This is a genomic window from Stenotrophomonas sp. YJH_SMC_119 (assembly GCF_059368315.1).
Window position 1 is genome coordinate 243,108 of record NZ_JCAFRP010000006.1, and the last position, 25,784, is coordinate 268,891.

The following is a 25,784-nucleotide window of genomic DNA, read 5'->3' on the forward strand; positions in this document are numbered from 1 at the left end:
GCAGCGATTGAGACGGCCGGTCGTATCCTTCCGGCCATGATCTCCTCCACCTACCAAGGCTTCCGCACCGCGCCAATTCCCTCTGGTTGGGCCCAGACCGGTGAGCGCTGGGCGCTCTGGTATAACGGCCGCGAGACGGCTGGCGTCACGCCCGATGGTGGTCCCAGGGGCCGGCTATGGATGGAAGGCCAGAAGATGTGGCAGGTGAAGGAAGTGCGCGCGGCAAACGTCCGGCAGGCGAAGCGATACGCCGAGCGATGGTGTGCTGCCAGGCTCTATCCCGATCTGCCTCTGCGCCAAGCGGTTGCCCGGCTGACCGACAGCACCCCGATTCAGCCCGAGCCGCCGGTGCCCGGCCTGCCGCCGACCCGAGAGCAGCAGCAACAGGCCCGGCGGCTGGCCGAGGCCACGTCAGCTGCCACAGCGAGGGTCAGGGAGGCACTGGAGCCGCGCCGATCGCCGGAGGAGACCAAGCCCAGGGCGAAGGACCCGATGAAGGCATGGGTGAGAGCTGGGCGCACCGAAGTAACGCGAAGCAGTAGGTAAGGTTCCTCCCTATAGCTCTCGTCGTCCCTCCGTGCGAAGCTCCAAGATTGGCAAGGAAGCCTCAGGGGGAGGCGCATGCAGAGACTTACCCATTCATTTACTCTTTTTCGCGTTCAGCTACACAAGCCTCAACAGATGCCTCTGCTTGGGGTGGAGGCGACAGAAGCGCAAATCCTCAGAGCTGCATTGCTCGAAAAGCCTTGGGACGAGGTCCGAGGGCACATTTGGAGAGTTGGCAATGTCAGCGAGGTCTCCGGCGATGCGATGGTTTTCTTCATAGGAAAAGAGCAGCCGACGACGTTTGGCACAGTCGGCGCGGATGGCGATTTCCATGAAGCGGAGGCAGTAGTGGCTCCGAATACTCTGGTTGTTGTGGATCTCAAATATCAGCTTTTAGCCATTGCTCACCGGGTGCAGCTCTCTCAGAGTGTTTACGCGGTCGCGAGCAGGATTCGCACTTTGCTTGCGTCAAGTCAGAGTGTCCGTGAGACGGAATGCAAAGTTTCTGTAGCAGCCGTTAATGACCCTACAGATTTCATTCGGGTCTTGGAGACGGCTCAGGCGGTGGTGAAGTTCAAGGTCACCTACGGGCTGCCGAACGTTTGGGACGCCGATGATTTCCAGAAGCCAATGCAGGAAACAACTCGCATTCTGGGTGCCGATGAGGGAGCTGCGGTCTTCAAGGGTGATGATCTTCGAAGAGGGCCGCTAGTTCGCCTCGCAAAGGCATCGTCCGCAATTGGCAAGGCAGCTGTCGCTTGGGTGAAGAAGTCTGCCGGCGATAGAGTTGTGACCGTCAAGCAGAAGAACAATCCTGTGATCCTTGAGCAGGATATCGTCACAGAGGACTCGTCTGTCTCAGGGCAGGATGTGGCGTACGTCGAACAATCTCAGCCACTGAGAATTGCGGACCTCATAGTACGACGTATGAGAGAAGAGTACTTAAAGATAAGACATGAGTGACGAGCCCATCCCCACGTTCTGGCATTGGTTCTTCCACGGTGTTGCCAAAAGGCCTGGCTATAGGCGCGTGGCTAATGCTTGGGGATTTCTTCATCTTGCCTTGGGGGGCATTGTCGCGTTCGTGGTCGAAGTTGACTTCCAGGAGCTTGCGAAGGGTGCACTGCTACCTCTGATGGCGATTCTGGTCGGCCTGACCTTTTCTTGGGCCGGTAACGTTAATTCGATCATGCAGACCGAAGAGGTGCAGAAATTCTTGAACGAGAAGGGTGGGCCGCTGGAGTATGTTTACACGTTTCAGTTGTGCATTCTTATCAACATTTCCGTCATCTCCGCTTGGTGTGTCCCTCTACTGAATTTGCCGTACTTGCTTCCCTGCCAGACACGGGCGCCGGTGGAAGGCGCGATGGCGGCCGTGCTGTTTGCTTCGGTCTCCCTCGCAGTTCGGACCGGCTGGCACGCGGTAGTCGGGTCGAACATGTTGCTCTTGCGCAAGCTCATCCAAGGTGGCAGTCCGGGTGGAGGGATTGAGTAATCATTTGAAATGAAAAGATAAGGTGCGGATTGCAAATCCGTTTACAGCGGTTCGATTCCGCTTGAGGCCTCCATTTGAAGAGCCCTGACTCCGGCCAGGGCTTTTTTTGCGGTCTGGAATGGGTCGCTCGAGCGCTATGATCGGGTCTGGACCTTAGCGGACTTCATGCGGATGACTCCCCGACACATCGTGGAAACCTGGATCGAGCGCTTCAACGCAGGCGATGCTGCTGGCCTGGCGGAGCTGTATCACCCCGACGCGATCAATCACCAGGTCACCCAGGACCCGATCAAGGGCCGCGATGCGATCCGTGCCACCTTCGAGCGTGAATTCAGCACTGCTGAAATGGTCTGCATTCCCGAAGTCATCCATGAGGCCGGCAATGTCGCTGCGCTGGAATGGCGCGACCCTCTTGGCCTGCGTGGATGCGGCTTCTTCACGGTTGACGGAGGATTGATCACGTTCCAGCGCGGCTACTGGGACAAACTCTCGTTCCTGAAGATGCACGGTCTTCCGATCGAGTGAGCCGCAAGGCCGGGCGGCATCCGTGCCGCCTTGGTCGTGGCCTGATGGGCTACAGCCTGGCCAGCGCCTGCACCGTGGCCTGCGTCAGCGGCTGGGGCAGAGCATCCACGGCAAACCAGCCCAGCCCGGTCTGCACGCCCGGCTCCTGGATGGAAGCCTCGGCACCCGCAAGTGCCCGTGCCTCGTAGATGGGCGCGACCCAGTGCTGCACAAGCGCCGGCTCGAAATGATCGGCCACGCACAGCAGGCGCAGCAGCTGCACTTCCAAGGCGGTCTCCTCGCGGACTTCGCGGACCACGGCAGCCTCCACCGTTTCCATCCAGTCGACTTTGCCGCCGGGCAGGCCCCAATGCCCGCGCTCCGGATCGCGTCCGCGCTGGATCAGCAGGATGCGGCCGTCGGCATCACGGACGACGGCGCCGCATCCAACGCGGGGAATCTGTAGTTCAGTCATGGCGGTGAATGAAGAAGGGACGGTTTTCATTCTTGCATGCACGCCGCACCGGGCGAACTCGCGCTAGGCTGGGCACCTGTGCATCAACAACCTCGCGGGTGTGTCGCATGGTCATCCGGCAACTTGGTGCTGACGACGCCGACAGTCTCTGGCAGGCGCGGTTGCAGGCGCTTCGCGAGTCGCCCGCTGCGTTCCTGTCCACGCTGGCCGAGGCGCAGAATGAGACAGCAGACGTGATGCGCGCCCAGCTTGCTGATCCCGGCACGCGCTATTTCGGCGCTTTCATCGACGGCAAGCTTGCGGGCTTCCTGCGCTACGTACGCCCGATGCGGATGGCGCGACGGCATACGGCGGAAGTGCACAGTGTCCACGTGGGCACCGGCCACCGTGGCCAGGGTATCGCCCGCCAGCTTCTTCTTGCTGCGTTTGCATCTGCGCGCGCCGAGGGCATTGAATCGCTCACCCTCACGGTGCTGGAGGACAATGCTGCTGCGCGCGGGCTGTATGAATCGCTGGGTTTCAGCGTACTCGGCAGGGAGCCGCGCGCAGTCAAGCGCGAGGGCATCTACACGGATATCGTCTCGTACTGGATCACATTGCACTGACAGTGAAACGTTACTGCGAGCCCGGTCATGTTTCCGTGGCACGATGGGCCTGGACACACATTCATTCGACGAAGATAGGGCAATGCGCGTTCAGGTATGCCGCTGGCAAAGCGTAGCGCCGCAACACCGTCAGCAGGCGGTGGATCTGCTCCGCCAGGCTTTCCCGGACATGCAGGGCGAGGGCTACGCCATCCCGGGGCCGGTCGCTCTGGTCCTGGCGATGGGAGGTGATCACGTTGTCGCACATCTCGCGCTGTACGAACGCAACGTACTGCTGGACGGCGAGCCGGAACGCATGGGCTTGATTGGCGGCGTGGTGGTGCGTGCCGACGTTCGCCGGCAGGGCGTTGCCTCGCGGTTGATTGAAGCGGCCCATGCAGAGCTGCGCCGGCACGGTATCGATTTCGCCGTGCTGTTCGCCCTGGATCATCGGCACTATGCCTCTGTGGGCTATGTGCCGATGCAGAACGAGACCTGCTTCATTGAAGACGGCCACGTACGCAGGTTCGTCTACCGCGGCGGCATGGTGGCCACGCTGGGAGCGCGCCGCTGGGCCACGGTCTTGCTCGATCTGCAGGGCGAAACGGTCTGAACGGCGCCAGCGTGCAGTCACCACCAAACCACCGTATCGTGGCGGTTGTCCAATGAACCAGGGAGCGGTGCAGGATGAAGGGGAAGGTAGTGATGGCGATGCTGCTGCTGGGGTGTTTCCCGCTGGCATCGGCCCAGGTCTACAAGTGCAAGGGCGCTTCCGGTGAAACGGTATACAGCCAGAATCCCTGTGCTGCCGGCGCTGAACCCATGAAGCTGCGTTCCAGCCGTTCCTCCACGGAAACGGCGGGGGAGGCATCGAACCGCGCGGCGGTGTACCAGAACACCGAACTGGCCGACGCCGGTATCGCCGAGCGCAACTGCGTGCAGGGCGAGCGCTCGCGCATCTACGGTCCGCTGGAGTCGCGCAGCCAGCAGATCGGTCGGCAGATCGCCGAGTTGAACCGGCAGATGGCCGCGTCGAGCAACAATCTGGCCGGCGCAACCCGTGACTCGGGCATCCGCACGCAGATTGCCAGCCTGCAGCAATCGTTGAGTGCCGAGCGGATGGCGGCGGATACACAGATGGCGAGTGCGCGCGAACAGTGCGCCTCGACCCGGCGTGAACGCGAGCGCTCGGTGCGCGACAAGTTCAGCAACGTACCCGCGGGTACGCCATGAGTCGTTCCCGCTAGGCGGGAAGGCGCATGGGTGTCTCCGCACGGAAGTTGCGCCCAACCGGCGCGCTCACGCCCAGGTAGTGCCGGAACAGGTAGATCAGCGGTTTCCAGCGCGCCACATCGATGTGCTGGGTGCCGCCCACAGTGATGTCTTCGTGCGCATGCACGCAGCGGATGCGGCCTTCGACGATCACGAAGCCCTGGCCATCATCCTCGCCGGGTGGATGCATCGCCATGACGGTGGCCTCCACCTGCAGCGGGCACTCGGCAATGGCCATCGGAGCAACATGCGTCGACACGGCGGCAGTGAATCCGCCCAGTGCGAACTTGTCGCGCACGTGCACGTAGCCCATCGCCTGCTTGGCGGTCGGCACCGGGTTACAGCCGGTTGCCCGCGCGATCGCCTCGACCTGTGCGGCCTGCGCGGATGAGGGGAAGTTCAGCACGCACTCGCTGCGCAGCTGCAGGTTGCGATAGCCCTGGCCCTGCGTACCGAGACCCAGCACTACCCGGTTGCCCAGCGCCCAGAACGAAGAAAGCGGGCTGATGTTGCTGCTGCCGTCGTCATTCAACGTGGTCATCAGCAGCACGGGCGTGCCTGGGTACAGGACCGAAGGGGTGATGCGGCGGCGATGGATCGAAGCGGTCTTCACGGCAGGTCTCGCGGTTGCGGGCGAGCACTGTGCCGCGCAGTCGGCTGCTGACGCTTCGGCCTGCATCGAACTGTTGGCAGATGACGGCATGCCACAATGGGGCATGGTCCACACCTCCGGTTCCCTTGTCAGTGTCGGTGCCCTGGTCGGGGACCAGGCGCGTGCCGCCATGCTGCTGCAGTTGATGGATGGACGGGCCTACACCGCGATGGAGCTGGCGCGCGTGGCCGGGGTAACGCCGCAGACGGCGAGCACGCACCTGCGCAGGCTGGTCGAGGGCGACCTGCTGGTGGCGGTGGCGCAGGGGCGTCATCGCTACCACCGGCTGGCATCGAGCGAGGTGGCAGAGATGCTCGAAGGCATCCTGCGCGTGGCCGACCGTACCCCTTCGTGTACCGCTGCGGCCACGCGCAGCATGCCTGCACTGCGCGAGGCGCGTTCCTGCTATCGGCACCTGGCCGGCGTGCACGCGGTCGCCATCACCGATCGCCTGCTGCAGGCGGGGCATGTACTGCCATGCGAAGGGCATTGGCAGATCAGCGCTGGAGGCGCCGCATTCCTTGCCGGACTGGGCCTGCCGTTGCGCGAGCTCCTGCAGCAGCCGGTGGCGGCCAACCCGGCGCGCTACTGCCGTGGCTGCCTGGACTGCACCGAACGGCGGCCACACCTGGCAGGGCTGGTCGGTGAGGCGATGCTGGATAGTTTCGTGAACAACGATTGGCTGCGGCGCGTCGAGGGCCGGCGCGAACTACGGCTGACGCCACCCGGGCGCGAGGCGTTGTGGCGGCTCTTCAACCTGGCGACCTGAGCGGCGCGGCCAGTCTCAGTCACCCGCGACATGGCAAGGCGTTATGGTCGAGTTCCACGTCTCAGGGAGCTGCAATGGCGAGCAAGGACATCACGGGTCGCTTCGGGCACGGAGCGAATCGGAAATGAGCAAAATCATGGCAGATGTGCGTTGGCTGACCTTTCGGTTGAAGAACGGGCAATCCATCGGGCCGGAGCGGCTGAAGGACGGATGGGTGATAGCCTCGGAAACCGCCCGCTGCGAGGTCCGCCGCGAACATATCGAGGGATCGGGCCTGGTGTATGCCCTGTATGCGCCGGCCAACCTGGCCTCACCGCGGCGCGCGGAAATGCGCATGCGCGAATTCCTGATGAGCTCGGGCTACACCTTCACGATGGGCACGCTGGGCGGCTGATCCCCGCCTGCCGCGGCCACGGGCGCACGGCCAAGACCTGGCCGAGCGCGCCGATCTGACCGCGCGCATCGAACGGCACTGTGCTGGTCGGCCGACACCCGGGTGGCCAAACGGCACCGACATGTCGAAGCCCAGCCACTCGCCTTCGGGCATGCCGAACAGGTGCGCGGTCAGATCGAGGGGAGGCGGCACATGCTGCGCGGGTCCCTGCACCGTAAGCGTTACCAGCGTGGCGGACGCGTTTCGCTACGCGATGGACTCAGCGTTGCACTGTCTTCAAGGCATCGACAACCTGTGCTTCAGAGAAGCCACAATGTCCTTCGCCCACCGATGGCAGTACCCGTGGCGCTGGCCGCGCACCTGCGTGTGCGGCCAACTGCGGATACACCGTCTGCATGTGCGGCACGATGGTCGGGTCGTTGTGGTTGAACTGGATCACCAGCGGGCGCTGCAGTGCGCCGGTCAGCGCCAGCGTCGCGCGCACCCTGGCCTGCGCGGCAGGTACAGCATCGATGCGCCGCACCCCGGCGTTGAATGCGGCGTCATCGCCGAAGCCGCTGTAGACCATGCCCCTGTTGCCGACCGGCATGCCACCGCTGCGTGTGGCCAGCTCGTGCAGGACCAGGGCGTGCAGGCTGATCGTGCCGGCCACTTCATCGGGGGAAACCTGCAGCCGCTGCGCCAGCAACGCGGCATGCGCCGGGTCGCGTTGCAGCGCGGTGACGATGCCCTGGTAAAGCTCGCTCTGGGGCAGCATGGCTGCTTCGCGCGACGCCAACCCGGTGACCGGCAGCCCCTCAGCTTTGGGGAAGAAATAATCGAACGCGACCAGTGTGGTCAGCAGGTCGGCCGCGATCTGTTCGCCACTGAGATTGGCGCCGCACAGCGACACACCACCGGCATAGTGCTGCGGGAAACGCTCGAGGCTGCCAATGGTTACGGCACCACCCATCGAGAAGCCCAGCATCCAGGTGTGTCGCACGCGCTTGAGTTCACCCAGGGCATGCTGTCGCAGGTGTTCCATGTCGGTGATCGCCTCGGCCACCGCCCAGCCTTGGCTGGAATACGCGCTCTGCGCGACGGCGTAGCCCGCGCCCAGCAGTGCTGCGGTGCTGTCACCGGCGGCCATCGGCGTGGTGCGTGGCACGCCCACGGGCTCATAGCCATGGGCCAGCATCACCAGGTCGCCGTTCCAGTCTGCCGGTACATCCAGCCGCCAGGGGGCGCCCTGCAGCTCGCCGCTGAGCGTGCGTGGTGCCGTGGTTGGTGCTGCCAGCGATGCCGTCGAAGCATGCAGCAGGCCAAGGGCGAGGGCACATCGAAGCAAGGGGCGCATCGTGGTCATTCCATGCGGGAATGGCGCAGAGCATAGATGCCAGCGGAATGTTGCGCGCGCTGCACTGCCGCAGGGGATTGCGGGCCGAACAGGCGGCGCTCTACGCTGGCGACATGGTCCCGCACGTCACCGCGTTGATTATCCGCATTCCCCACGGGAAGGCGGGGTAGCGCGCGGTCGTCACGGCCCTGCAACCCGCCCGGGAAGGCGGATTGCATGCAGCGCTCTCCCGGGAACTGGAATCCACCGAGGAGATCGCAGATGCAACACCCTTCATCCGCCGATGGCGGCGCAACCCTGCACCTGCTGTGCGGCAAGATCGGCGCAGGAAAATCGACGTTGTCGCAACAGCTGGCGGCCAAGCCTCGCCACGTATTGATCAGCGAAGATGCCTGGTTGGCCACGCTGCACCCGGGCGAAATCCACTCCGTCGCCGATTATCTGCAGCGCGCAGCCACGCTGCGCAGCGTGCTGACCGATCATCTGCGTACGCTGCTGCGGGCCGGCGTCTCGGTGGTGCTCGATTTCCCCTTCAACACGCCCGCCACCCGCGGGTGGGCACGTGAGGTGTTCTCGCCAGTGGGCGCCGCGCATCAACTGCACTTCCTCGATATCGCCGACGAGGTCTGCAAGGCGCGGCTGCGTGCACGCAATGCATGCGGCGAGCATCCCTTCCAGGCCAGCGATGAGGAATTCAAGCAGATCACCCGCCACTTCGTTGCACCGGCCGCAGAAGAGGGTTTCATGGTGATGCGCTACACCGAGGCAGGCCCGGCATAGCGCGGTCGGCTCAGTCGCCGAATGCCGGCTTGCCTTCGGTGGCGGTGCGCACGAGCGTCCTGCGGAAGGTCTCGACCAGGGGGCGCAGGTTGATGCGGTGCCAGGCCGCCCACAGCGGTGTGCGGTAGCTGAACCACGGCAGCTCGCGCAGCACCACGCCGTCCGGCGCCTGGTGATCCAGGCTCTGCTGGACGGTGGTCAGGCCCAGGCCGGCGGCAACCAGGCCAAGCGCGGCCAGTGGCTCGGTCGCTTCCATGGCGATGGTCGGGGTGAACCCGGCTTTCGCACACGCGGCGATGAAGGTGTCGTGGCGCAGTGCGTTTTCCCTGTGCATCACGCCGATCCACTGCTGGCTGGCCAGATCCGCGGGCGTGATGAGTTCTGCGCTGGCCAGTGCGTGCGCTGCCGGCACGGCCAGCAGCATTGGGTCGTTCAGCACCTGCGTGGCCTCCAGGTCCGGATCGTCGAACGCCGGTGGTTCGCAGACCAGGGCGATGTCCAGGCTGCGTTGTCGCAGGCCTTCCAGCTGCACGTCCGACTGCTGGTTGTAGAGCGCGATATGCACCGCCGGGCGATCGCCGCGCAGTTCGCGCAGGGCGGTGGGCAATACGCCGGAGTGCATCGCGTACTCCAGATAGCCGATGCACAGGCCGCCTTCGTCGCCGCGGCCGAGCCGGCGTGCCAGCGATTCCAGCCGGTTGGCATGGGTCAGCAGGGCCCGCGCCTCGGCCAGGAAGGTACGGCCATCGGCGGTCAGCCGGATGCGCTGCTGCGAGCGTTCGAACAGCTGCAGTTCCAGCCGTTCCTCCAGCTGGGCGATCTGCCGGCTGAGCGGGGATTGGGAGATGTGAAGGCGCTCGGCAGCGCGGCCGACGTGTTCATCTTCGGCGACGGCCACGAAGTAGCGCAGTTGGCGGAGGTCGAGCATAAGACCTTGTAGGACTCAAGATAATTAAATTATGTCTTGGACAGTCTTATCGGGCAAGCCTAGCCTGTGCCTCAACTTTAACAACCTCCCCAAGGGGGAATCCATGAGCATCAACACGCTGCTGGCTGGCAAGACCCTCGGCTTCGGTACCGCGCCGCTGGGCAACATGTTCCGTGACATCCCGGAAGCCGAGGCCCAGGCCACGGTGGACGCGGCCTGGGAACAGGGCACCCGCTACTTCGATACCGCCCCGTTCTATGGCGCAGGCCTGGCCGAGATCCGCCTTGGCGACGCGCTGGCCAAGCGCAACCGCGATGACTTCGTGCTCAGCACCAAGGTCGGCCGCCTGATCCTGGACGAAGTGGAAGACACCAGCGCCCGCGACCTTGGCGAGAAGGGCGGCCTGTTCGTCGCCGGCCGCCCCAACAAGCTGGTCAACGACTACTCGGCCGATGCCACCCTGCGTTCGATCGACGACAGCCTCAAGCGCCTGAAGACCGATCGCCTGGATATCGTCTGGGTGCACGACATCGCACAGGACTTCTATGGCGATGAGTGGCTGTCGTACTTCGAGACCGCACGCCGCGGTGCCTTCAAGGTGCTGACCCGCCTGCGCGAGGAGGGCGTGATCAAGGCCTGGGGCCTGGGCGTCAACCGTGTCGAGCCGATCGAGCTGACCCTGGACCTGGACGAAGCCCGTCCGGATGGCTTCCTGCTGGCAGGCCGCTACTCGCTGCTCGACCACGAGCGTGCGCTGCAGCGGGTGATGCCCAAGGCGGCCGAGCGCAACACCGGCATCGTGGTCGGCGGTCCGTACAGCTCCGGCGTGCTGGCCGGTGGCAGCCACTTCGAGTACCAGAAGGCGTCGCCGGAGATCCTGGCCAAGGTCGAGCGCATCAAGGCCATCGCGGCCGAGTACGGCATCAGCATCAAGGCGGCCGCGTTGCAGTTCTCGCTGGCCAACCCGGCAGTGGCTGCGGTGATCCCGGGCGCCAGCCGTCCCGAGCGCATCGCCGAAGACTACGCCGCACTGAAGGAAATCATCCCGGCCGGGTTCTGGCAGGCGCTGCGCGCCCAGGGCCTGGTCGCGGCCAACGCCCCGCTGCCGATTGACAACATCTGAGTCCCGAAGGAGACATTCCCATGGCAACTGCTTCTGTATCCATCACCGTGCCGACCCCGGCCGACCAGGTCTGGAACCTCATCGGCGGCTTCGATTCATTGCCCGACTGGCTTCCGTACATTCCCCAGAGCACGCTCAGCGAAGGCGGTCGCGTGCGCCATCTGGCCAATCCCGATGGCGATGCCATCGTCGAGCGCCTGGAAGCCTTCGACCAGGCCGATCGCAGCTACACCTACTCGATCCTGCAGGCCCCGTTCCCGGTCAGCGGCTATCGATCCACCCTGCGTGTGGTCGAGCAGGGCGACGGTTCGCGGATCGACTGGTCCGGTGAGTTCACTCCGGTGGGCGTCAGCAACGAAGAAGCGTCCGCGCTGTTCGAGGGCATCTATCGCGATGGCCTGAAGGCCCTGGAAACCACGCTGGCCGGGTGAATGCCCGTGTGGCGTTGACCGCATGCAGGCGCCCCGGCCGGTCCGGGGCGTCTGCGTGTCAGGGTGCGGGCGTCGGTGCACCGCAGGCGACGCGATGCATGGGAAAGTCCATTGCCTGCTTCGGATTGTCCTGCGCGATCTCGATGCGCGCATGTGCGCGCTGGTCGTCGAGGCGCCGGTAGTGGATACGTTGTGGGAAGTCGTTGGCAGGATTCTCGAAGACCGCCTCGTTGGCATCGACCCGGGTGGCGTTGAAGTCCGTGGCGTTCTGGCCAGAGGGCAGGGCAGTCAGCACCAGGCGCCCATCATCGTGCTGGCGCAGTTGCATGAACTCGAAGCCGACGGTTCGCCCGTCGCGCAGGCTGCGGCTGCTGCCGAACAGGGTGTTTCCAGCCAGGCTGGTCCATTGCTCGCCGGCACCGGGTGGCTGCCCATCAAGCTGCCAGCAACCGGCCAGCCAGGCCAGGTGTTCGATCTTCGAGGGTGAGGCGGATAGCGCGTGCGGGGCCGCGAGCAGCAGCGGCAACAGGGCCAGGGCGATGCGGAGTGACATCGGTGCCTCCATGCGCGGGAATGTGCGGCCTGTATAGCGCCCGCCAGATCATGCGGCCAGTGCCGTCCTTTCCAGTGCCGATTCCGATACGATCTGTCACATTGAGCTTGTCTCGCTTGACCCGGAGTCCCGTCATGGTCGACCGTCTCGCCATTCTGCTTGAACGCTTCGCGGTCACCGCCTCGGTGTTCCATGCCGGTGCGCTGTGCGGCATCAACACGCTGGAGGGTGAGGATGAAGCCGGGCAGCTGCACCTGGTGCGACGTGGCCCGCTGCAGGTCAGTCATGCCCAGCAGACCGTACAGGTGGATGTGCCCAGCCTGCTGCTGTATCCGCGGCCGATGCCGCACCGCTTCAGTACCGACCCACAGCAGGGCGCCGACATGGCCTGCGCGAACCTGCATTTCGAAGGCGGCCGGCTCAATCCGATCAGCGCCGCGTTGCCGGATTTCATCTGCCTGCCGCTGGCTGGGCTGTATGGCGGCAACGCAGCGCTGGAGTTGTTGTTCGAAGAAGCGTTCGAGCAGCGTTGCGGGCGCGCGGCGATGGTCAACCGCCTGTTCGAGGTGGTGATGATCCAGGTGCTGCGCCAGCTGATGGAAGGTGGCGAAATGCGCGGCGGTCTGTTCGCTGGGCTTGGCCACCCGCGATTGCGGCTGGCGCTGGTGGCGATGCACGAAGCCCCGGCGCAGGGGTGGACGCTGGAGGATCTGGCCGAGGTGGCCGGCATGTCACGCAGCGTGTTCGCCGCCAGCTTCCGCGAAGCGATGGGGACCACCCCGGGCCAGTACCTGCAAGGCTGGCGGGTCGGGTTGGCACAGCAGGCGCTGCGCCAGGGCCGGCCGCTGAAGCGGATTGCCGACGAGGTGGGCTATGGCAGCGAGGCGGCACTCTCGCGCGCGTTCAAGGCGCACACGGGGCAGTCACCACGCGAATGGCGCGGACAGGCGCGTGCTGGCGCGGCCTGAGCCTCAGCCCAGCACCAGCCGGGCCAGCTTCATGCCACCGAACAGGCCGGCCAGGCCCAGCGCCACCGAGCCACCGGCATACAGCGCGGCCAGTCCGTGCTGCCCGCGCTGCAGCAGCAGGCCGATCTCCAGCGCATAGGTAGAGAACGTGGTGTAGCCACCAAGGATGCCGGTGGCGAGCAACAGGCGAAGCTGCGGCGAGGCACCATTGCGCATCGCGAAGACCTCGACCACCACGCCCATCAGCAGGGCGCCACTGATGTTGATCAGGAAGGTCGACCACGGCCAGGGGCTGCCGACGGCCACTCGGGCGCCGATCAGGTTGCAGGCGTGGCGCAGGCAGGCACCGATGCCGCCGCCGACGAAGACCAGGAAATAGTTGTTCAATGCTTGCATGGCGTGCCTCGAATGCGGGTTCGCAGGGTCAATGGCGAACGCCGAGGGCAGGCAAGACCTGCCGTCGACGAACACCGGGTTCGTCCTGGCAGGAGCCATCAGCCTTCTCAGGCGGTTATCGGGGGAGCCCCATCCCCATCGCGGTCCATGCTACCAGCGGCGGTGCATTCACGTCATCGAGGTGGTCAGCACGCGGGCCACCTTGCTGCGGCTGAAGCCATCCATCAGCAGTTCGAATGCGAGCAGGTCCAGCGCCGCGTGGCGGCGGTGGTCGATCTCCAGGCCATTCTCGGCCACCAGGTGACTGACCAGCTCATAGGCGTCCTGCCAGACGTCAAGGTGGGCCTGACTGGGAATGTAGGCGTTACCCGGCTCCCCGACGCCGCGCCCGTTCACTCCATACAGCAGCTCGCGTGCGTCCAGCTTGGCCGCATCGGCGATGCGGAACAGCTGCTCGGCTTTCACATGGGACGCACTGACATGGTCGTTGAGCCAGTTGCTGATGGTTGCCGTGGTGGATTTGGCGGCGCGGGCCAGATCGGCCGGGCGGGGGTGCCCGGCTTTCTTCATGGCGGCGGCGAGTCGTTGGCCGAGAGTATTCATCTATGCAAGCCAGCTTAACGCGTGGAATGCGAAGAATCCTTGCCGCAAGAATAAGTCTGGTTAACAAAAGGGCAGACCATGACCGAATTCTGGAACAAGCGGCAGGTGCGTGCGCGGCTGGGGTTCCAGACCGATGCGGAGCTGGCGCGCTTCTTCGGCATCAGCCGTTCCGCGGTATCGCAATGGCCGAAAGACTTCCCGATCCCCGCTCTGCGGCAGTACATCCTGCATCAGCGCTACCCGAACCTGTTCCCCGCAACGGGCGCCGCCGAAGTTGAATCCGCCTGAATTACGCCGCCTTTTGTCGCATTTAGCGTGCTAAGCGCATTCTGTTAAGTACACTTAGCAAAATAGGAAAAACTGATCGTTCTGGCAGTACCTATTGTCGAGGCCTACCGGCTGTCGGACAGATGGCTGGGGCGCGTTGTCGGCTTCACCCCATCCGGGAGGGGCGGGGTCCCGTATGTGGTTTCGTGAACGATTAATAATTTCAATCGTGAAAGTCGCTGCATGTAATTGACCTGTCGTGAAATCTGTGACTAATTTGGATCAACCGGGCGTGAAGCCTGGGAGTCTTTCAGTAGCACGCAAGTGAGTCGGTAGACCGTCAACGATGCAGAACAAGTCCAACGGAGGTCGTATGGAATACGGCATGCATGGCTTGGCTGAACGGGTACGCCGCGAACTGGAAGCCAGCTATCACAAACACGGATGCGGTCCGGCGTTCTGGGATACCTACCAGCAGGTGCTGGACCGGCTCGTCCCGCAGGGGACCGAGCGTACCGAGTTCACCAACGAAATGGCGCTGATCATCGAGCAGCTGGGCATTGTCCGACGCGCGCAGCTGGTACCACCGCACGCCGACGGGCCGCGTTGATTCAGAGCAGGCGCCAGGCGCCGCAGGCAAGCAGCGCCAGCAGCAAAGACAGCAGGGCCAGGGTCCGGGGTCGCCACCAGCGCTTCGGTTGCCCGGCCATCGCCTGCGGACTGCAGTAGCGCACCAGCCCCGGACCGAACCCGGCCCGGTGCTGTTGCCGTGCGCAGGCTTCCAGACAGGCGCCGCAGGCCAGGCAGTCTGCCTGCGGCCCTTGGCGGATGTCCAACTGCATCGGGCAGGCGCTGATGCAGGCCGCGCAATCGGTGCAGTCGCCAAGACGGTCGGCGCTGAAGGTCGGCATTGGTCCGGCCAGCAGCGGATGCGCGGCGCGGAACACGTAGTCCTGTGCAGTAGTCGGGTCGAGCAGGCCGCGGCCACGGCCCAGCACGCCGCCCAGGCCAGATGGGCGAGGTCCGCGTGGCTCGCCGCGGCGGGCGTCGTACAGCATGCGCGGCGTATGTGGATCGGTCAGCAGCGGCTGCATGCGTGCGAACGGGCACAGCGAACGGCAGACCTGCTCGCGCAGGAAGCCGGCGTTTGCCCAGGTGGCGGCGGCATAGAACAGCACCCAGAACGTTTCCCAGCCGCTCCAGCCGGCACGCGGCGCTGCGATCACCAGCTCGGCGATCGGGCTGAACAGGCCCACGAAGGTGATGCCAGTCCACAGCGAGAGCAGCCCCCAGGCCAGCTGTGTGGCCGCGCGCGCAACGCGTGCCGGAAGCGTGCGGGCCATGCCGTCGGCGATCCAGTCGAAGGCACGGCGCCACAGTGTCTGCGGGCAGGCGTGGCCGCACCAGATGCGCCCGGCGAGGTGGGTGAGCAGTGCCAGCCCCACCGCGAGCACCGCCAGCAGGCCGACCAGCACCCCGATGTCTCCCGGCCACAGCGTCCAGCCGAACAGATCGAAGCGGCGGGCGTTGATATCCAGCAGCAAGGCCTGGCGGCCATCCCAGCGCAGCCATGGCAATGCGTAGAACAGCACCAGCAAGGCGGCGCTGAGCGTGCCGCGCCAGTGCCGTGGTCTCGGTGTGCAGGTCGTACTCATCCCAGCGGCAACTCGTCGTCGTCACCGCTGGGCATCGGTCGCTGCAGGTACCAGGTGATCGCGCTGGACAGCGCCGTCACCGTCCAGAACATGAAGAAGCCGGCCGTGTAGCCCATTTCACGGCTGATCTGCGTGCCCGGGAAACTGATGGCCTGCAACCGCAGCGGGTCGACGAAGGCGAAGAACACCACGCTGGCCAGGCCGGCAGCGATGAAGCTGGGCCAGAGGATCGCGCCCCATTGCTGGATCAACTGCTGGCGACGGTTGGGAGAGGGTCTGTTCATGCTGTCCCGGATCGAAAAGTGGGCGGCGCGTATACTCGCCTGGGTTGGCGCGGCATCCGCAGGGCATGCTTCCTGCAAGCGTGCCAGCCTAGGTGCAGCGGACTGCGCCGACATTGATCTGGATCAACGGTGGTGCCGGCCGGCTGCGGCACACTGCCGGCACGCTTTGGGTACCCCGATGAACGCAACGCCGCCTGTCCTTCCTGTCGCCTCGCCCGAGCTGTGCACCGAGCAGGAAGTGACCCGCCTGGTGCACGACTTCTACGCCCGCGTGCGCGGGGAGGAGCGATTGGGGCCGGTGTTCGAGGCCCACGTCCACGACTGGCCGGAGCATCTGGCCCAGCTGGTCGACTTCTGGTCGGCGATGCTGCGCGGCACCCGGCGCTTCAAGGGTTCGCCGATGTCCAAGCACATGGCCATCGAGCTGGACAAGGATCTGTTCGACCGCTGGCTGGTGCTGTTCCGGATCACCACCGCCGAATGCGACAACCCGCCGATGCAGGAGCTGGCCAACGACGTGGCTGCGCGCATCGGTGACACCTTCTGGAAGCGCTACCAGATGCTGCGATGGCCGCAGGTCGGCCTGCCGGTGCTGGGGATGCCCGCCAAGGATTGATCTGGGTCAAGGCGGCGCAGGCCGCCCGGCGCGATGCTGGCGCCATGGACACGTTCTCTCCCGCCGCTGGTGGCCTGGCCTGGACCTTCGACCCCGACCTTCTGCGCCGGCACGACCGGCCGGGCCCGCGCTACACCTCGTACCCGACCGCGCCGCATTTCCATGATGGGTTCGACGCGCCGGCGCTGCGCCAGGCGATCGCCGACAGCAACCAGCTGGCCCGCGCGCTGTCGCTGTACGTGCATGTGCCGTTCTGTTCCAGCCCGTGCTTCTACTGCGGCTGCAACCGGGTGATCACCCGCGATCGCGGCCGTGGCCACAGCTATGTGTCGCGCGTGCTGGCCGAGGCCGATCTGCTGGCACCACAGTTCGAGGACGGTCGCGAGGTCATCCAGCTGCATCTGGGCGGTGGTACGCCGAACTTCCTCGATGCCGAGGCGATGACCACACTGGTGGAAGGGTTGCGCCGGCGCTTCGATTTCAGCGATTCACCGCAGCGCGATTTCTCGATCGAACTCGATCCACGCTTCATCGACACCCGTGACGTCGCCATGCTGGCGCGCCTGGGCTTCAACCGGGCCAGCCTGGGCGTGCAGGATTTCGACCCGCAGGTGCAGGAATCGATCAACCGCATACAGGGCGTGCAGCAGACACTGGACATCCTGCGCGCCTGCCGCGACAGCGGCATGCGTTCGGTCAACGTCGACCTGATCTACGGCCTGCCCGGGCAGAGCCTGGAAGGATTCGGCCGCACCCTCGAACGGGTGCTGGCGCTGCGCCCGGACCGCCTGGCGGTGTATGGCTACGCGCACCTGCCGCATCTGTTCCGGGCACAGAAGCAGATCGACGAAAGCCGGTTGCCGTCGCCGGAAGACAAGCTGGCGCTGCTGGGCCTGGCGGTGGAGAAGCTCTCCGCGGCTGGCTACCAGTACATCGGCATGGATCATTTCGCATTGCCGGAAGAGGATCTGTCACGCGCGCAGCGTGCCGGCCAGCTGCATCGCAACTTCATGGGTTACACCACCCACGCCGATACCGATCTGCTCGGCCTGGGTGTAAGTGCGATCAGCCATATCGGCGCCACCTACAGCCAGAATCCACGTGACCTGGCGTCCTGGGAGGACGCGGTGGACCAGGGGCAGTTGCCGGTCTGGCGCGGTGTCGCGCTGAGTGCCGACGACCAGCTGCGCGCGGAGCTGATCCAGCAGCTGATGTGCCAGGGCGAGGTGGATGGTGCGGTGCTGGGGCAGCGCCACGGCGTGGATTTCCAGCAGTACTTCGCCGAGGACCTGCGTTCGGTACAGCGGCTGCAGGAAGATGGCCTGGCCGAATACCGCGATGGCGTGGTGCGTGCGAGCGAGCCCGGGCGACCGTTGCTGCGGTTGCTGGCAATGTGCTTCGACCCGTATCTGCGTGCCGCACATGAGCAGCCACGTTACTCGCGGGCGATCTGAAAGCGGGATGTGCTGCGTGCGTGTGGTGCCCGGAGCCGGAATCGAACCGGCATGGGGTTGCCCCCGGCGGATTTTAAGTCCGATGCGTCTACCAGTTTCGCCATCCGGGCCTGCAGCGCGGCGCCGATTGTAGCCTACCCGTGTCGCTGCAGCCGGATTGCGCGGGAGCGACGTGCTTAACTGTTATCCCTGTTCATGTCATAGTCCCAGCCACCGTTCCCAGGGGGGGAGCCACCCGATGTCGCTGCACGCGATTGCCTATGCCAGTGAGGCCCGCGCCGATCTGCGGACAACCGATCTTGATCGCCTGCTGGCCGACGCCACGGCATTCAATCGTGTAGCCGGTGTCACCGGTGTCCTGATGTTCGACGGCAGCCGCTTCCTGCAGTATCTGGAAGGCCCCGAAGATGGCATCGATTCGGTGTTCCAGCGCATCTTCAATGCACGCAGCCACGCGCAGATGAGGCTGTTGTGCCGCGCGCCGGTGGTGCAGCGTGCGTTCCCGCGCTGGTCGATGGGGACGCGGCGGATCGATGCGGACCTGCTGACCCAGATCGTTGACGCGGCGTGGCCGGGTTTCCTGCTTGGCAGCGGTGGTTTCGAGCGCCTGCTGCAGGCCTGGACCGGTGCCGACGGCGAGCTGGAACCCGCCGCGGTCGCGCTGGGTTCCTGAGCCCGCCTTGGCGGCGGGGTATCGGGGCCGGTAGGCTGTAGCCTTTCTGGTGCGGGTTTCCCGGAGTGGTACAGCGAATGAGTGGGTTGGCCCAAGCCATGGCGGCACGCATCCGGTTTCACCCGGCGCACGGGATATGCCGATGAGCGTGCCCGTTGCGGCGGCGGTGACGCCGCGTTTCGCCGTGATCGGCCTGGGTTACGTCGGCCTGCCATTGGCGGTGGCGTTTGGCCGGCACTGGCCGACACTGGGCTTTGACATCGATGCCGGCCGCATCGCGGAGCTGCGCGGTGGCCGCGATCACACGCTGGAGATGGAGGCCGACGAGCTGGCCGAAGCCACGCATCTGCAGTACGGCAGCGATCCTTCGCTGCTCGATGCCTGCAACGTCTATATCGTCACCGTGCCGACCCCGATCGATGCATACGAGCAGCCCGACCTGGAGCCCCTGCGTTCGGCGACACGGCTGATTGCCAGTCATCTTCGCGCCGGCGATCTGGTGATCTACGAGTCCACGGTGTACCCCGGCACCACCGAGGAAGTGTGCGTGCCGCTGCTGGAACAGGGTTCGGGCCTGGGCTTCAACGAAGACTTCTATTGCGGCTACAGCCCGGAACGGGTCAGTCCCGGTGACCGCCAGCGGCGCCTGGCCGACATCCGCAAGATCACGTCTGGTTCGACCCCGGAAGTCGCTGCGGTGATCGATGGTCTCTACCAGCGCATCATCGACGCCGGTACGTTCCCGGCGCCGTCGATGCGCGTGGCCGAAGCAGCCAAGGTGGTCGAGAACATCCAGCGCGACGTCAACATCGCGCTGGTCAACGAGCTGGCGCTGATCTTCGACCGGCTCGGCATTGATACCCAGGACGTACTGGACGCCGCCGGCAGCAAGTGGAATTTCCTGCCGTTCCGGCCAGGCCTGGTTGGCGGTCACTGCATCGGCGTCGATCCGTACTATCTGCTGCACAAGTCCGAAAGCGTGGGCTACCACCCGGACCTGATCCACACCGCGCGGCAGGTCAACAACCGCGTCGGCGAGCACGTGGCGGCGCGCGTGCTGGCGATGCTGGCCGAGCGTGGCCGTGCACCGGCGGAGGCACGCATCCTGGTGCTGGGCGTGACCTTCAAGGAGGATTGCCCCGACCTGCGCAACAGCCGCGCGCTGGAACTGGCCCAGCGCCTGCGCGATGCGGGTGCGCAGGTGGAGGTGAGCGACCCGTGGGTCGGCCCGGCGGCATTGACCGGCGAGGGCCTGGATTGGCTGGCCGAACCCGGGGCAGGGCGCTATGACGCGGTGGTGCTGGCGGTGGCCCACGCCCGTTTCAAGGCAATGGATGAAGACGCAATCCGGGCGCTGCTGGCGCCAGGCGGCCTGGTCTACGACGTCAAATCGGCCTGGCCGCGCAACGTGGTTGACGATCGTTTGTAAGCCTTGGCAGCGAGCGGCGCGGTAGACTCGGGAACAGTTGCAACCGAGGAAAGCCATGCACCGGTACATCGTCTACCTGCTCGCCATCCTGATGTTCCCGATATGCCTGTGGCTGGCCACGATCTGGCCGGCCTGGTACTGGGGCGTCGGCCTGACTGCCGCGATGGTGGCATTGGGGACCTGGGACCTGCTGCAGAAACGCAGCACGCTGCGCCGCAACTATCCGGTGATGGCGCACTTCCGCTACGGGCTGGAATCGATCGGCCCGGAGATCCGCCAGTACTTCGTGCAGAGTGACCTGGAGGATGTGCCGTTCTCGCGCCAGCAACGTGCACTGATCTACCAGCGCGCCAAGAACGAGATGGACACGGTGCCGTTCGGTACCCTGCGCAGCACCTATGCGGTGGACTACGAGTGGATCAACCATTCGCTGGCGCCAACCGCCATCGCCAAGCATGACTTCCGCGTGTTGATCGGCCCGAACTGTGCCAAGCCCTATTCGGCCAGCGTGTTCAACATCTCGGCGATGAGCTTCGGTTCACTGTCGGCCAATGCCATCCGCGCACTGAACGAAGGCGCGCGGCGTGGTGGTTTCTACCACGACACCGGCGAAGGCTCGATCTCGCCCTATCACCGTGAGATGGGCGGCGATCTGGTCTGGGAGATCGGCTCGGGCTACTTCGGTTGCCGCGACGAGAAGGGTGGTTTCAGCGAGGAACGCTTCGTTGCCAATGCCACCCATGAACAGGTCAGGATGATCGAGATCAAGCTGTCGCAGGGTGCCAAGCCGGGTCATGGCGGCGTGCTGCCAGCGCCGAAGGTGACTGCCGAGATCTCGGTGACCCGGGGCGTGCCGATGGGCGTGGACTGCGTGTCGCCGTCGCGTCACTCGGCGTTCTCGACACCGGTCGAGCTGCTGCAGTTCGTCGCCCGCCTGCGCGAGCTGTCCGGGGGCAAGCCGGTCGGTTTCAAGCTGGCGATCGGCCACCCGTGGGAGTGGTTCGGCATTGCCAAGGCGATGCAGGAAACCGGGTTGCTGCCGGATTTCATCGTGGTGGATGGTGCCGAAGGGGGCACCGGCGCGGCGCCGGCCGAGTTCGTCGATCATGTCGGCGTGCCGATGCACGAAGCGCTGCTGCTGGTGCACAACACCCTGGTCGGCCTCGATCTGCGCGAGCGCATCCGCATCGGTGCAGCCGGCAAGATCACCAGTGCGTTCGACATCGCGCGCACCATCGCGCTGGGTGCCGACTGGTGCAATGCCGGCCGCGGCTTCATGTTCGCGCTGGGCTGCATCCAGTCGTTGAGCTGCCATACCGACAAGTGCCCCACCGGCATCGCGACCCAGGACCCGGCGCGCTGGAAGCATCTGGATGCACCGGACAAGGCCACCCGTGTGTACAGCTACCACGAGCACACGCTGCATGCCTTGAAGGAACTGCTGTGTGCCGCGGGCCTGAACGACCCGGCGGAACTGGGTCCGGAGCATATCCTGCGTCGGGTTTCGCCTGTTGAGATCCGTTCGCTGGCCTCGCTGTACCGCTACCTGGAACCGGGCGAGCTGCTGCACAAGGTGCCGGACCACGCCGTGTTCCATGCGTTCTGGGCCGATGCGCGCAGCGATTCCTTCCAGCCGCCGCCGAAGATCCAGGCGCTGCGGGCCAGCAAGTCGCGATAACGTGTTGCTGTAGAACCGAGCCCATGCTCGGCTGCTTCTCTCATCGCGATGTTGGAACGAAGAACCGTCGAGCATGGCTCGACGCTGCAAGGAGATGCCATGCGGTTCCGGATCGGCACCACGGATGACGTGGCCACGCTGTGGGCGTTGCGCACGCGTTGCGTGCGCGAGACCTGCAGCAGCCATTATCCGCCCGAAGTGATTGCGCCCTGGTCGGCCTCGCCGCCGCCGTCGCAGTACGCGCGGTTGCTGGGGCAGGGCGGCTGCGTGGTGGCCGAGGATGGGCGGGGTGGCCTTCTTGGCTTCGGTGTGTTCGATGCCGATGCCAATGAAGTCGACGCGTTGTTCGTTGATCCTGATCGTGGCGGCCAGGGAATTGGCCAGGCGCTGATGCAGCGCCTGCTGGCAATGGCCGATCGTGAGCGCGAGGTGGTGCTGTCGGCCTCGCTCAACGCGGTGCCGTTCTACCAACGGCAGGGATTCATCAGCGTGCGCGAAGAGGTCTACCCGCATCCCAGCGGCGTGGCGCTGGCTTCGGTGAGCATGCGCAGGCCATGGTGAGCGCCCGGGGACTGTAAGGCAGTCGAGGATGGCTCGACTCTACAATGCAGGCGTCACCGCCCGGCCAGCCACCTGATCACGCCCTCGGCGGCGCGCAGGCCACTGGCGTAGCACGCGGTCAACAGGTAGCCACCTGTTGGCGCCTCCCAGTCCAGCATCTCGCCGGCGCAGAACACGCCGGGCACGGCCCGCAGCATCAGGCCATCATCCAGCGCATCCAGGCGCACGCCACCGGCGGTGCTGATCACCTCGGCCATCGGCCGGGGACGCAGCAGGCGCAGCGGCAGGCGCTTGAGCGTAGCCGCCACGGCAGGCAGGTCGTTGCCGGCTTCCTTACCCAGAATCTCGAACACCAGTGCGGCCTTCACCGCATCAAGGCCCGCCTGGCGACGCAGGTGCTCGCCGAAGCTGCGGCCCTTGCGCGGGCGTGACAGATCGGCCAGCAGGCGCGCTTCGTCGCGGCCCGGCACCAGATCCAGCCACAGCATCGCGTGGCCATCGCGGTTGATGGTCTCGCGCAGGTCCGCCGCCAACGCATAGATCAGGCTGCCTTCGATGCCGTACTCGCTGGCCACGCATTCGCCCTGCAGCGACTGTGGCTGTCCGGCCAGGTCGATCCAGTGCGCGACCACCGGCTTCAACGGTGCACCGGCATTGCGCTGGGCGAAGAACGGGGTCCAGTCCACGTCGAAGCCGCAGTTGGCTGACTGCAGTGGCGTGATGTCCACGCCACGGGCCTGCAGCGGGGCAACCCAGGCGCCGTCGCTGCCCAGCTGCGGCCAGCTGCCGCCGCCCATCGCCAACACGGTGGCATCGGCGTGGACATCGATCTCGCCGGCTTCGGTGGCGAAGCGCAGCGCGCCGTCGTTGCTCCAGCCGATCCAACGGTGGTTGGCATGCAGGCGCACGCCCTGTTCCTTCAGCCGGCGCACCCAGCCACGCAGCAGCGGCGCGGCCTTGCGGTCGACCGGGAACACGCGGCCGGAGCTGCCCACATAGGTCTCCACGCCAAAACCGCCGGCCCAGTCGCGCAATGCCTGCGCATCGAAGCCATCCAGCCAGCGGCCCACGGTCGTGGACTGCTCGCGGTAGCGGCTGTCGAACAGCGGACGCGGATCGGAATGGGTGAGGTTGAGCCCGCCCTTGCCGGCGATCAGGAACTTGCGGCCGGGCGAACCTTTGGCCTCGTACAGGTCCACCTCCAGACCGGCGGCGCGCAGGCGCTCGGCGGCGAACAGGCCGGCCGGGCCGCCGCCGATGACGGCGACCCGCGGAAGCGGTGCGGCATTACGGTTTGACATCGAGCAGCTCGACATCGAACACCAGCGACGAGCCGGCCGGAATCGGGCCAACCCGGTGGTCGCCGTAGCCGTAATCCGGCGGGATCATCAGGGTGCGCTTGCCGCCGACCTTCATGCCGGCCACGCCCTCATCCCAGCCGCGGATGACCTGGCCGGCGCCGAGTGCGAAGGTGAACGGTTCGCCGTGCTTGAAGGAGCTGTCGAAGGTCTTGCCGTGCTTGGTTTCGGTGCGGTTGTCGTAGATCCAGCCGGTGTAGTGCACGGTGACCTTGCTGCCGGCAACGGCTTCGGTGCCGGTGCCGGGCACGGTATCGATGCGCTCGAAGGTGGTCAGGGTGCCGCCGGGCGGTGGGCCGGACGGTTCGGTTGTGCAGCCAGCGGCGGCGAGGGACAGCAGCAGGGGAAGCAGCAGGCGGCGCATCGGGCGTCTCCGGAAGGGCGCAGGGCGAGGGCGGCAAGGGTAGCGCATCGGCGCCGGGTATCATGGGGGCATGGCAAAACTCCTGCTCAATCTGCGCAATGTCGGCGACGACGAATATGCCGATGTCTGCACGCTGCTCGACCAGCACGACATCGCCTGGTATCGCACCGAACCCAGCCCCTGGGGCATCTCCAATGGTGGCCTGTGGCTGCGCGAGGACGCTGATCATCCACGAGCGAAGGCGCTGATGGCGGAATACCAGGCCGAACGCGGGCCGCGCATCCGTGCCGAGCGTGAGCAGGCATTGCGTGATGGCACGGCGGAGACCTTCGGCAGCCTGTTCCGGCGGCGGCCGGTCTACGTGGTGCTGGTGCTGCTGGGGATGGCCGGTGCGGCGGCGCTGGTGCTGCTGCCGTTCGTGCTGTTGCGGGGGTAATGGGGCTTCTGGCCGGGTTGCACCCGGCACCCGCAGACGCAACGGCAACAGCAACGTCAAAAGCCGGGCTTCAGTGGGAGGGCGGGGCGGTGTGGACAGGCGGGGGACGGCAAAAGCTGCTCCTGCGTGCCTCGTAGAGCGCCATCCATGGCGCTCTGCGCCCCCGCCTGCCCACACCGCCCCACCCATGACAGATTCCGGTTGTTTGCCGGGCTTGGGGTCGGGTCCCTCTGCCGTGCAGAGGGCTCTGACCCCTGAATCTGCCCGGAGGGGCGGGAGGCGCTAAAATGCCAGGATGATCGCCAATACCGCTGCCTATCATTTCGCCGTCATCGACGCTCCCCAGGCCCTGTGCGACCAGTTGCTGGCGCGTGCCGAGGCGGCGCAGTTGCGGGGCACGATCCTGGTGGCGGGCGAGGGGCTGAACCTGTTCCTGGCGGGTGCGCCGGAGGCGGTCGAGGGTTTCTACGCGGCGCTGCGTTCTGACGTGCGGTTTGCCGATATGCGGGTCAAAACCAGCTTCAGTGAACATCAGCCGTTCGCGCGGCTGAAGGCCAAGGTGAAGGACGAGATCATCAGCTTCCGCCGTGACGACGGTCAGCCGCTGGACTATCCGCGCGCGCCGGCGGTCGATCCGGCCACGGTGCAACGCTGGTTGCGGCAGGGGCATGACGACGCCGGCAAGCCGGTGGTGATGCTCGATACCCGCAACCTGCAGGAAGTGGAGTACGGCACCTTCAAGGATGCGCTGGTGCTGCCGATTCACAAGTTCACCGACCTGCCCGAGGCGCTGGCGCCGCACCGCGAGGCGCTGAAAGACAGCACCGTGGTCAGTTTCTGCACCGGCGGCATCCGCTGCGAGAAGGCGGCGCTGTGGATGGTCAACGACGGCATGGACAACGTGCTGCAGCTGGACGGTGGCATCCTCGGCTACTTCGAGGAGGTGGGCGGCGAAGGCTACGAAGGCCGCTGCTTCGTGTTCGATGAGCGCGTGGCGCTGGATGCCGAGCTGAAGCCGATGGTCGACCAGCCGCTGCCGGAGCCGCGCCCCAGCGCGTTCTGACGCTTCCGCGGTAGAGCCGGCCGCTGGCCGGCTGCGAAGCCATCTACCTGTATGCCGGCCAGCGGCCGGCACTACCAATCGCGCTTGGCGCGGACCAGGGCACCCCGGATCGGCCCGGTCAGCCCTGAACCCGCCAC

Annotated in this window: 34 protein-coding genes, 1 tRNA gene and 1 riboswitch; of the genes, 23 read left to right on the forward strand and 12 right to left on the reverse strand. The window is 65.6% G+C overall.

All coding sequences use genetic code 11. The features are described 5' to 3' along the window. Nucleotides 1–36 precede the first annotated feature (36 nt). The 4 genes from AC5P6S_RS11860 to AC5P6S_RS11875 all read left to right on the forward strand — a co-directional run bounded on the left by AC5P6S_RS11860 (nucleotide 37) and on the right by AC5P6S_RS11875 (nucleotide 2,566). Nucleotides 37–546 (forward strand): hypothetical protein, encoded by a 510-nt coding sequence (locus AC5P6S_RS11860; RefSeq protein ID WP_173675993.1) that lies wholly within the window; start codon nucleotides 37–39, stop codon nucleotides 544–546. A 75-nt stretch (nucleotides 547–621) separates the two neighbouring features. Beyond that, nucleotides 622–1,509 carry a hypothetical protein gene (locus tag AC5P6S_RS11865; protein ID WP_043034353.1) on the forward strand — a complete coding sequence of 296 codons (888 nt, stop codon included), beginning with the start codon at nucleotides 622–624 and terminating at the stop codon, nucleotides 1,507–1,509. After that, complete coding sequence (locus tag AC5P6S_RS11870; RefSeq protein WP_043034352.1) at nucleotides 1,502–2,041, forward strand: hypothetical protein; 540 nt, start codon at nucleotides 1,502–1,504, stop codon at nucleotides 2,039–2,041. Before AC5P6S_RS11865 ends, AC5P6S_RS11870 begins: the two co-directional genes overlap by 8 nt. A gap of 171 nt (nucleotides 2,042–2,212) precedes the next feature. Further along, nucleotides 2,213–2,566 (forward strand): nuclear transport factor 2 family protein, encoded by a 354-nt coding sequence (locus AC5P6S_RS11875; RefSeq protein WP_005408904.1) that lies wholly within the window; start codon nucleotides 2,213–2,215, stop codon nucleotides 2,564–2,566. A 49-nt stretch (nucleotides 2,567–2,615) separates the two neighbouring features. Here AC5P6S_RS11875 and AC5P6S_RS11880 read toward each other — a convergent pair whose 3' ends face one another. Beyond that, nucleotides 2,616–3,020: an NUDIX hydrolase gene (locus AC5P6S_RS11880; RefSeq protein ID WP_012479703.1), complete on the reverse strand. Its 405-nt coding sequence runs from the start codon at nucleotides 3,018–3,020 to the stop codon at nucleotides 2,616–2,618. Between the two features lie 107 nt (nucleotides 3,021–3,127). On the opposite strand from AC5P6S_RS11880, the gene AC5P6S_RS11885 reads away from it, so the two are divergent. The 3 genes from AC5P6S_RS11885 to AC5P6S_RS11895 all read left to right on the forward strand — a co-directional run bounded on the left by AC5P6S_RS11885 (nucleotide 3,128) and on the right by AC5P6S_RS11895 (nucleotide 4,837). Further along, on the forward strand, nucleotides 3,128–3,625 hold the full coding sequence (locus tag AC5P6S_RS11885) for a GNAT family N-acetyltransferase (RefSeq protein ID WP_012479704.1): 498 nt from the start codon (nucleotides 3,128–3,130) through the stop codon (nucleotides 3,623–3,625). A gap of 82 nt (nucleotides 3,626–3,707) precedes the next feature. Then, complete coding sequence (locus AC5P6S_RS11890; RefSeq protein ID WP_241898556.1) at nucleotides 3,708–4,217, forward strand: GNAT family N-acetyltransferase; 510 nt, start codon at nucleotides 3,708–3,710, stop codon at nucleotides 4,215–4,217. A 74-nt stretch (nucleotides 4,218–4,291) separates the two neighbouring features. Further along, nucleotides 4,292–4,837 carry a DUF4124 domain-containing protein gene (locus AC5P6S_RS11895; RefSeq protein WP_012479706.1) on the forward strand — a complete coding sequence of 182 codons (546 nt, stop codon included), beginning with the start codon at nucleotides 4,292–4,294 and terminating at the stop codon, nucleotides 4,835–4,837. Nucleotides 4,838–4,847: 10 nt separating this feature from the next. Here the strand turns inward: AC5P6S_RS11895 and AC5P6S_RS11900 are convergent, their stop codons facing one another. Then, on the reverse strand, nucleotides 4,848–5,489 hold the full coding sequence (locus AC5P6S_RS11900) for a flavin reductase family protein (RefSeq protein WP_099497500.1): 642 nt from the start codon (nucleotides 5,487–5,489) through the stop codon (nucleotides 4,848–4,850). Nucleotides 5,490–5,592: 103 nt separating this feature from the next. On the opposite strand from AC5P6S_RS11900, the gene AC5P6S_RS11905 reads away from it, so the two are divergent. Together AC5P6S_RS11905 and AC5P6S_RS11910 are read left to right on the forward strand one after the other, a co-directional pair. Next, nucleotides 5,593–6,297: an ArsR/SmtB family transcription factor gene (locus AC5P6S_RS11905; protein ID WP_059033950.1), complete on the forward strand. Its 705-nt coding sequence runs from the start codon at nucleotides 5,593–5,595 to the stop codon at nucleotides 6,295–6,297. 124 nt (nucleotides 6,298–6,421) lie between these two features. Continuing rightward, a complete protein-coding gene (locus tag AC5P6S_RS11910) occupies nucleotides 6,422–6,691 on the forward strand; it encodes a hypothetical protein (protein ID WP_005408911.1) in 270 nt (89 codons plus the stop codon). A 259-nt stretch (nucleotides 6,692–6,950) separates the two neighbouring features. On the opposite strand, the gene AC5P6S_RS11915 is transcribed toward AC5P6S_RS11910, so the two are convergent. Next, entirely contained in the window at nucleotides 6,951–8,027 is a 1,077-nt protein-coding gene (locus AC5P6S_RS11915) for an alpha/beta hydrolase family protein (RefSeq protein ID WP_099497499.1), read from the reverse strand. A 261-nt stretch (nucleotides 8,028–8,288) separates the two neighbouring features. Here AC5P6S_RS11915 and AC5P6S_RS11920 point away from each other — a divergent pair, with 261 nt between their 5' ends. Beyond that, a complete protein-coding gene (locus AC5P6S_RS11920; protein ID WP_049459687.1) occupies nucleotides 8,289–8,807 on the forward strand; it encodes a P-loop nucleotide/nucleoside kinase family protein in 519 nt (172 codons plus the stop codon). 10 nt (nucleotides 8,808–8,817) lie between these two features. Here the strand turns inward: AC5P6S_RS11920 and AC5P6S_RS11925 are convergent, their stop codons facing one another. After that, on the reverse strand, nucleotides 8,818–9,735 hold the full coding sequence (locus AC5P6S_RS11925) for a LysR family transcriptional regulator (RefSeq protein ID WP_049459686.1): 918 nt from the start codon (nucleotides 9,733–9,735) through the stop codon (nucleotides 8,818–8,820). 103 nt (nucleotides 9,736–9,838) lie between these two features. Here AC5P6S_RS11925 and AC5P6S_RS11930 point away from each other — a divergent pair, with 103 nt between their 5' ends. Both AC5P6S_RS11930 and AC5P6S_RS11935 read left to right on the forward strand, forming a co-directional pair. After that, nucleotides 9,839–10,858, forward strand: coding sequence for an aldo/keto reductase (locus AC5P6S_RS11930; RefSeq protein WP_049449138.1), 1,020 nt, complete (start codon nucleotides 9,839–9,841; stop codon nucleotides 10,856–10,858). A gap of 20 nt (nucleotides 10,859–10,878) precedes the next feature. Beyond that, entirely contained in the window at nucleotides 10,879–11,289 is a 411-nt protein-coding gene (locus AC5P6S_RS11935) for an SRPBCC family protein (protein ID WP_005408917.1), read from the forward strand. A gap of 58 nt (nucleotides 11,290–11,347) precedes the next feature. On the opposite strand, the gene AC5P6S_RS11940 is transcribed toward AC5P6S_RS11935, so the two are convergent. After that, on the reverse strand, nucleotides 11,348–11,842 hold the full coding sequence (locus AC5P6S_RS11940) for a DUF6265 family protein (RefSeq protein WP_043034343.1): 495 nt from the start codon (nucleotides 11,840–11,842) through the stop codon (nucleotides 11,348–11,350). 134 nt (nucleotides 11,843–11,976) lie between these two features. Here AC5P6S_RS11940 and AC5P6S_RS11945 point away from each other — a divergent pair, with 134 nt between their 5' ends. Beyond that, nucleotides 11,977–12,810: an AraC family transcriptional regulator gene (locus AC5P6S_RS11945; RefSeq protein WP_005408919.1), complete on the forward strand. Its 834-nt coding sequence runs from the start codon at nucleotides 11,977–11,979 to the stop codon at nucleotides 12,808–12,810. 3 nt (nucleotides 12,811–12,813) lie between these two features. On the opposite strand, the gene crcB is transcribed toward AC5P6S_RS11945, so the two are convergent. Next, nucleotides 12,814–13,206, reverse strand: coding sequence for a fluoride efflux transporter CrcB (gene crcB / locus AC5P6S_RS11950; RefSeq protein ID WP_005412844.1), 393 nt, complete (start codon nucleotides 13,204–13,206; stop codon nucleotides 12,814–12,816). A gap of 82 nt (nucleotides 13,207–13,288) precedes the next feature. Beyond that, nucleotides 13,289–13,352, reverse strand: a riboswitch (Fluoride riboswitch). 22 nt (nucleotides 13,353–13,374) lie between these two features. Further along, nucleotides 13,375–13,776: a transcriptional regulator gene (locus AC5P6S_RS11955; protein ID WP_005408921.1), complete on the reverse strand. Its 402-nt coding sequence runs from the start codon at nucleotides 13,774–13,776 to the stop codon at nucleotides 13,375–13,377. Nucleotides 13,777–13,887: 111 nt separating this feature from the next. Here AC5P6S_RS11955 and AC5P6S_RS11960 point away from each other — a divergent pair, with 111 nt between their 5' ends. Both AC5P6S_RS11960 and AC5P6S_RS11965 read left to right on the forward strand, forming a co-directional pair. After that, nucleotides 13,888–14,097, forward strand: coding sequence for a helix-turn-helix domain-containing protein (locus AC5P6S_RS11960; protein ID WP_076739969.1), 210 nt, complete (start codon nucleotides 13,888–13,890; stop codon nucleotides 14,095–14,097). Nucleotides 14,098–14,449: 352 nt separating this feature from the next. Continuing rightward, on the forward strand, nucleotides 14,450–14,686 hold the full coding sequence (locus tag AC5P6S_RS11965) for a hypothetical protein (RefSeq protein WP_005408923.1): 237 nt from the start codon (nucleotides 14,450–14,452) through the stop codon (nucleotides 14,684–14,686). A 1-nt stretch (nucleotide 14,687) separates the two neighbouring features. Here AC5P6S_RS11965 and AC5P6S_RS11970 read toward each other — a convergent pair whose 3' ends face one another. Both AC5P6S_RS11970 and AC5P6S_RS11975 read right to left on the reverse strand, forming a co-directional pair. Further along, the gene (locus AC5P6S_RS11970; RefSeq protein WP_076739968.1) at nucleotides 14,688–15,731 is read right to left on the reverse strand and encodes a 4Fe-4S dicluster domain-containing protein; all 1,044 of its coding nucleotides are present in this window, start codon (nucleotides 15,729–15,731) and stop codon (nucleotides 14,688–14,690) included. Beyond that, nucleotides 15,728–16,015 (reverse strand): hypothetical protein, encoded by a 288-nt coding sequence (locus tag AC5P6S_RS11975; RefSeq protein WP_005408925.1) that lies wholly within the window; start codon nucleotides 16,013–16,015, stop codon nucleotides 15,728–15,730. The genes AC5P6S_RS11970 and AC5P6S_RS11975 overlap by 4 nt, the downstream gene beginning before the upstream one ends. 178 nt (nucleotides 16,016–16,193) lie before the next feature. Between AC5P6S_RS11975 and AC5P6S_RS11980 the strand changes: the two genes are divergently transcribed. Continuing rightward, a complete protein-coding gene (locus AC5P6S_RS11980; RefSeq protein ID WP_049396364.1) occupies nucleotides 16,194–16,631 on the forward strand; it encodes a group III truncated hemoglobin in 438 nt (145 codons plus the stop codon). A 44-nt stretch (nucleotides 16,632–16,675) separates the two neighbouring features. After that, the gene (gene hemN, locus AC5P6S_RS11985; protein WP_043034401.1) at nucleotides 16,676–18,085 is read left to right on the forward strand and encodes an oxygen-independent coproporphyrinogen III oxidase; all 1,410 of its coding nucleotides are present in this window, start codon (nucleotides 16,676–16,678) and stop codon (nucleotides 18,083–18,085) included. A 23-nt stretch (nucleotides 18,086–18,108) separates the two neighbouring features. Here the strand turns inward: hemN and AC5P6S_RS11990 are convergent. After that, nucleotides 18,109–18,195: transfer RNA gene (locus AC5P6S_RS11990), tRNA-Leu, on the reverse strand. A gap of 128 nt (nucleotides 18,196–18,323) precedes the next feature. On the opposite strand from AC5P6S_RS11990, the gene AC5P6S_RS11995 reads away from it, so the two are divergent. The 4 genes from AC5P6S_RS11995 (at nucleotide 18,324) to AC5P6S_RS12010 (ending at nucleotide 22,426) form a co-directional block, all read left to right on the forward strand. Then, nucleotides 18,324–18,758: a BLUF domain-containing protein gene (locus AC5P6S_RS11995; protein ID WP_005408981.1), complete on the forward strand. Its 435-nt coding sequence runs from the start codon at nucleotides 18,324–18,326 to the stop codon at nucleotides 18,756–18,758. A 142-nt stretch (nucleotides 18,759–18,900) separates the two neighbouring features. Further along, nucleotides 18,901–20,187: a nucleotide sugar dehydrogenase gene (locus AC5P6S_RS12000; RefSeq protein WP_005408982.1), complete on the forward strand. Its 1,287-nt coding sequence runs from the start codon at nucleotides 18,901–18,903 to the stop codon at nucleotides 20,185–20,187. A 55-nt stretch (nucleotides 20,188–20,242) separates the two neighbouring features. Further along, nucleotides 20,243–21,865 (forward strand): FMN-binding glutamate synthase family protein, encoded by a 1,623-nt coding sequence (locus tag AC5P6S_RS12005; protein ID WP_043034340.1) that lies wholly within the window; start codon nucleotides 20,243–20,245, stop codon nucleotides 21,863–21,865. 99 nt (nucleotides 21,866–21,964) lie between these two features. Further along, nucleotides 21,965–22,426 carry a GNAT family N-acetyltransferase gene (locus AC5P6S_RS12010; protein ID WP_049459682.1) on the forward strand — a complete coding sequence of 154 codons (462 nt, stop codon included), beginning with the start codon at nucleotides 21,965–21,967 and terminating at the stop codon, nucleotides 22,424–22,426. A 53-nt stretch (nucleotides 22,427–22,479) separates the two neighbouring features. On the opposite strand, the gene AC5P6S_RS12015 is transcribed toward AC5P6S_RS12010, so the two are convergent. Together AC5P6S_RS12015 and AC5P6S_RS12020 are read right to left on the reverse strand one after the other, a co-directional pair. Further along, complete coding sequence (locus tag AC5P6S_RS12015) at nucleotides 22,480–23,727, reverse strand: TIGR03862 family flavoprotein (protein ID WP_049459681.1); 1,248 nt, start codon at nucleotides 23,725–23,727, stop codon at nucleotides 22,480–22,482. Beyond that, the gene (locus tag AC5P6S_RS12020) at nucleotides 23,714–24,148 is read right to left on the reverse strand and encodes an FKBP-type peptidyl-prolyl cis-trans isomerase (RefSeq protein ID WP_099497498.1); all 435 of its coding nucleotides are present in this window, start codon (nucleotides 24,146–24,148) and stop codon (nucleotides 23,714–23,716) included. Before AC5P6S_RS12020 ends, AC5P6S_RS12015 begins: the two co-directional genes overlap by 14 nt. Before the next feature lie 70 nt (nucleotides 24,149–24,218). On the opposite strand from AC5P6S_RS12020, the gene AC5P6S_RS12025 reads away from it, so the two are divergent. Together AC5P6S_RS12025 and AC5P6S_RS12030 are read left to right on the forward strand one after the other, a co-directional pair. Continuing rightward, nucleotides 24,219–24,584, forward strand: a complete 366-nt coding sequence (locus tag AC5P6S_RS12025; RefSeq protein ID WP_005412913.1) for a DUF6164 family protein — start codon at nucleotides 24,219–24,221, stop codon at nucleotides 24,582–24,584. Nucleotides 24,585–24,879: 295 nt separating this feature from the next. After that, the gene (locus tag AC5P6S_RS12030) at nucleotides 24,880–25,647 is read left to right on the forward strand and encodes a sulfurtransferase (protein ID WP_005408988.1); all 768 of its coding nucleotides are present in this window, start codon (nucleotides 24,880–24,882) and stop codon (nucleotides 25,645–25,647) included. The last annotated feature ends 137 nt before the right edge of the window (nucleotides 25,648–25,784 follow it).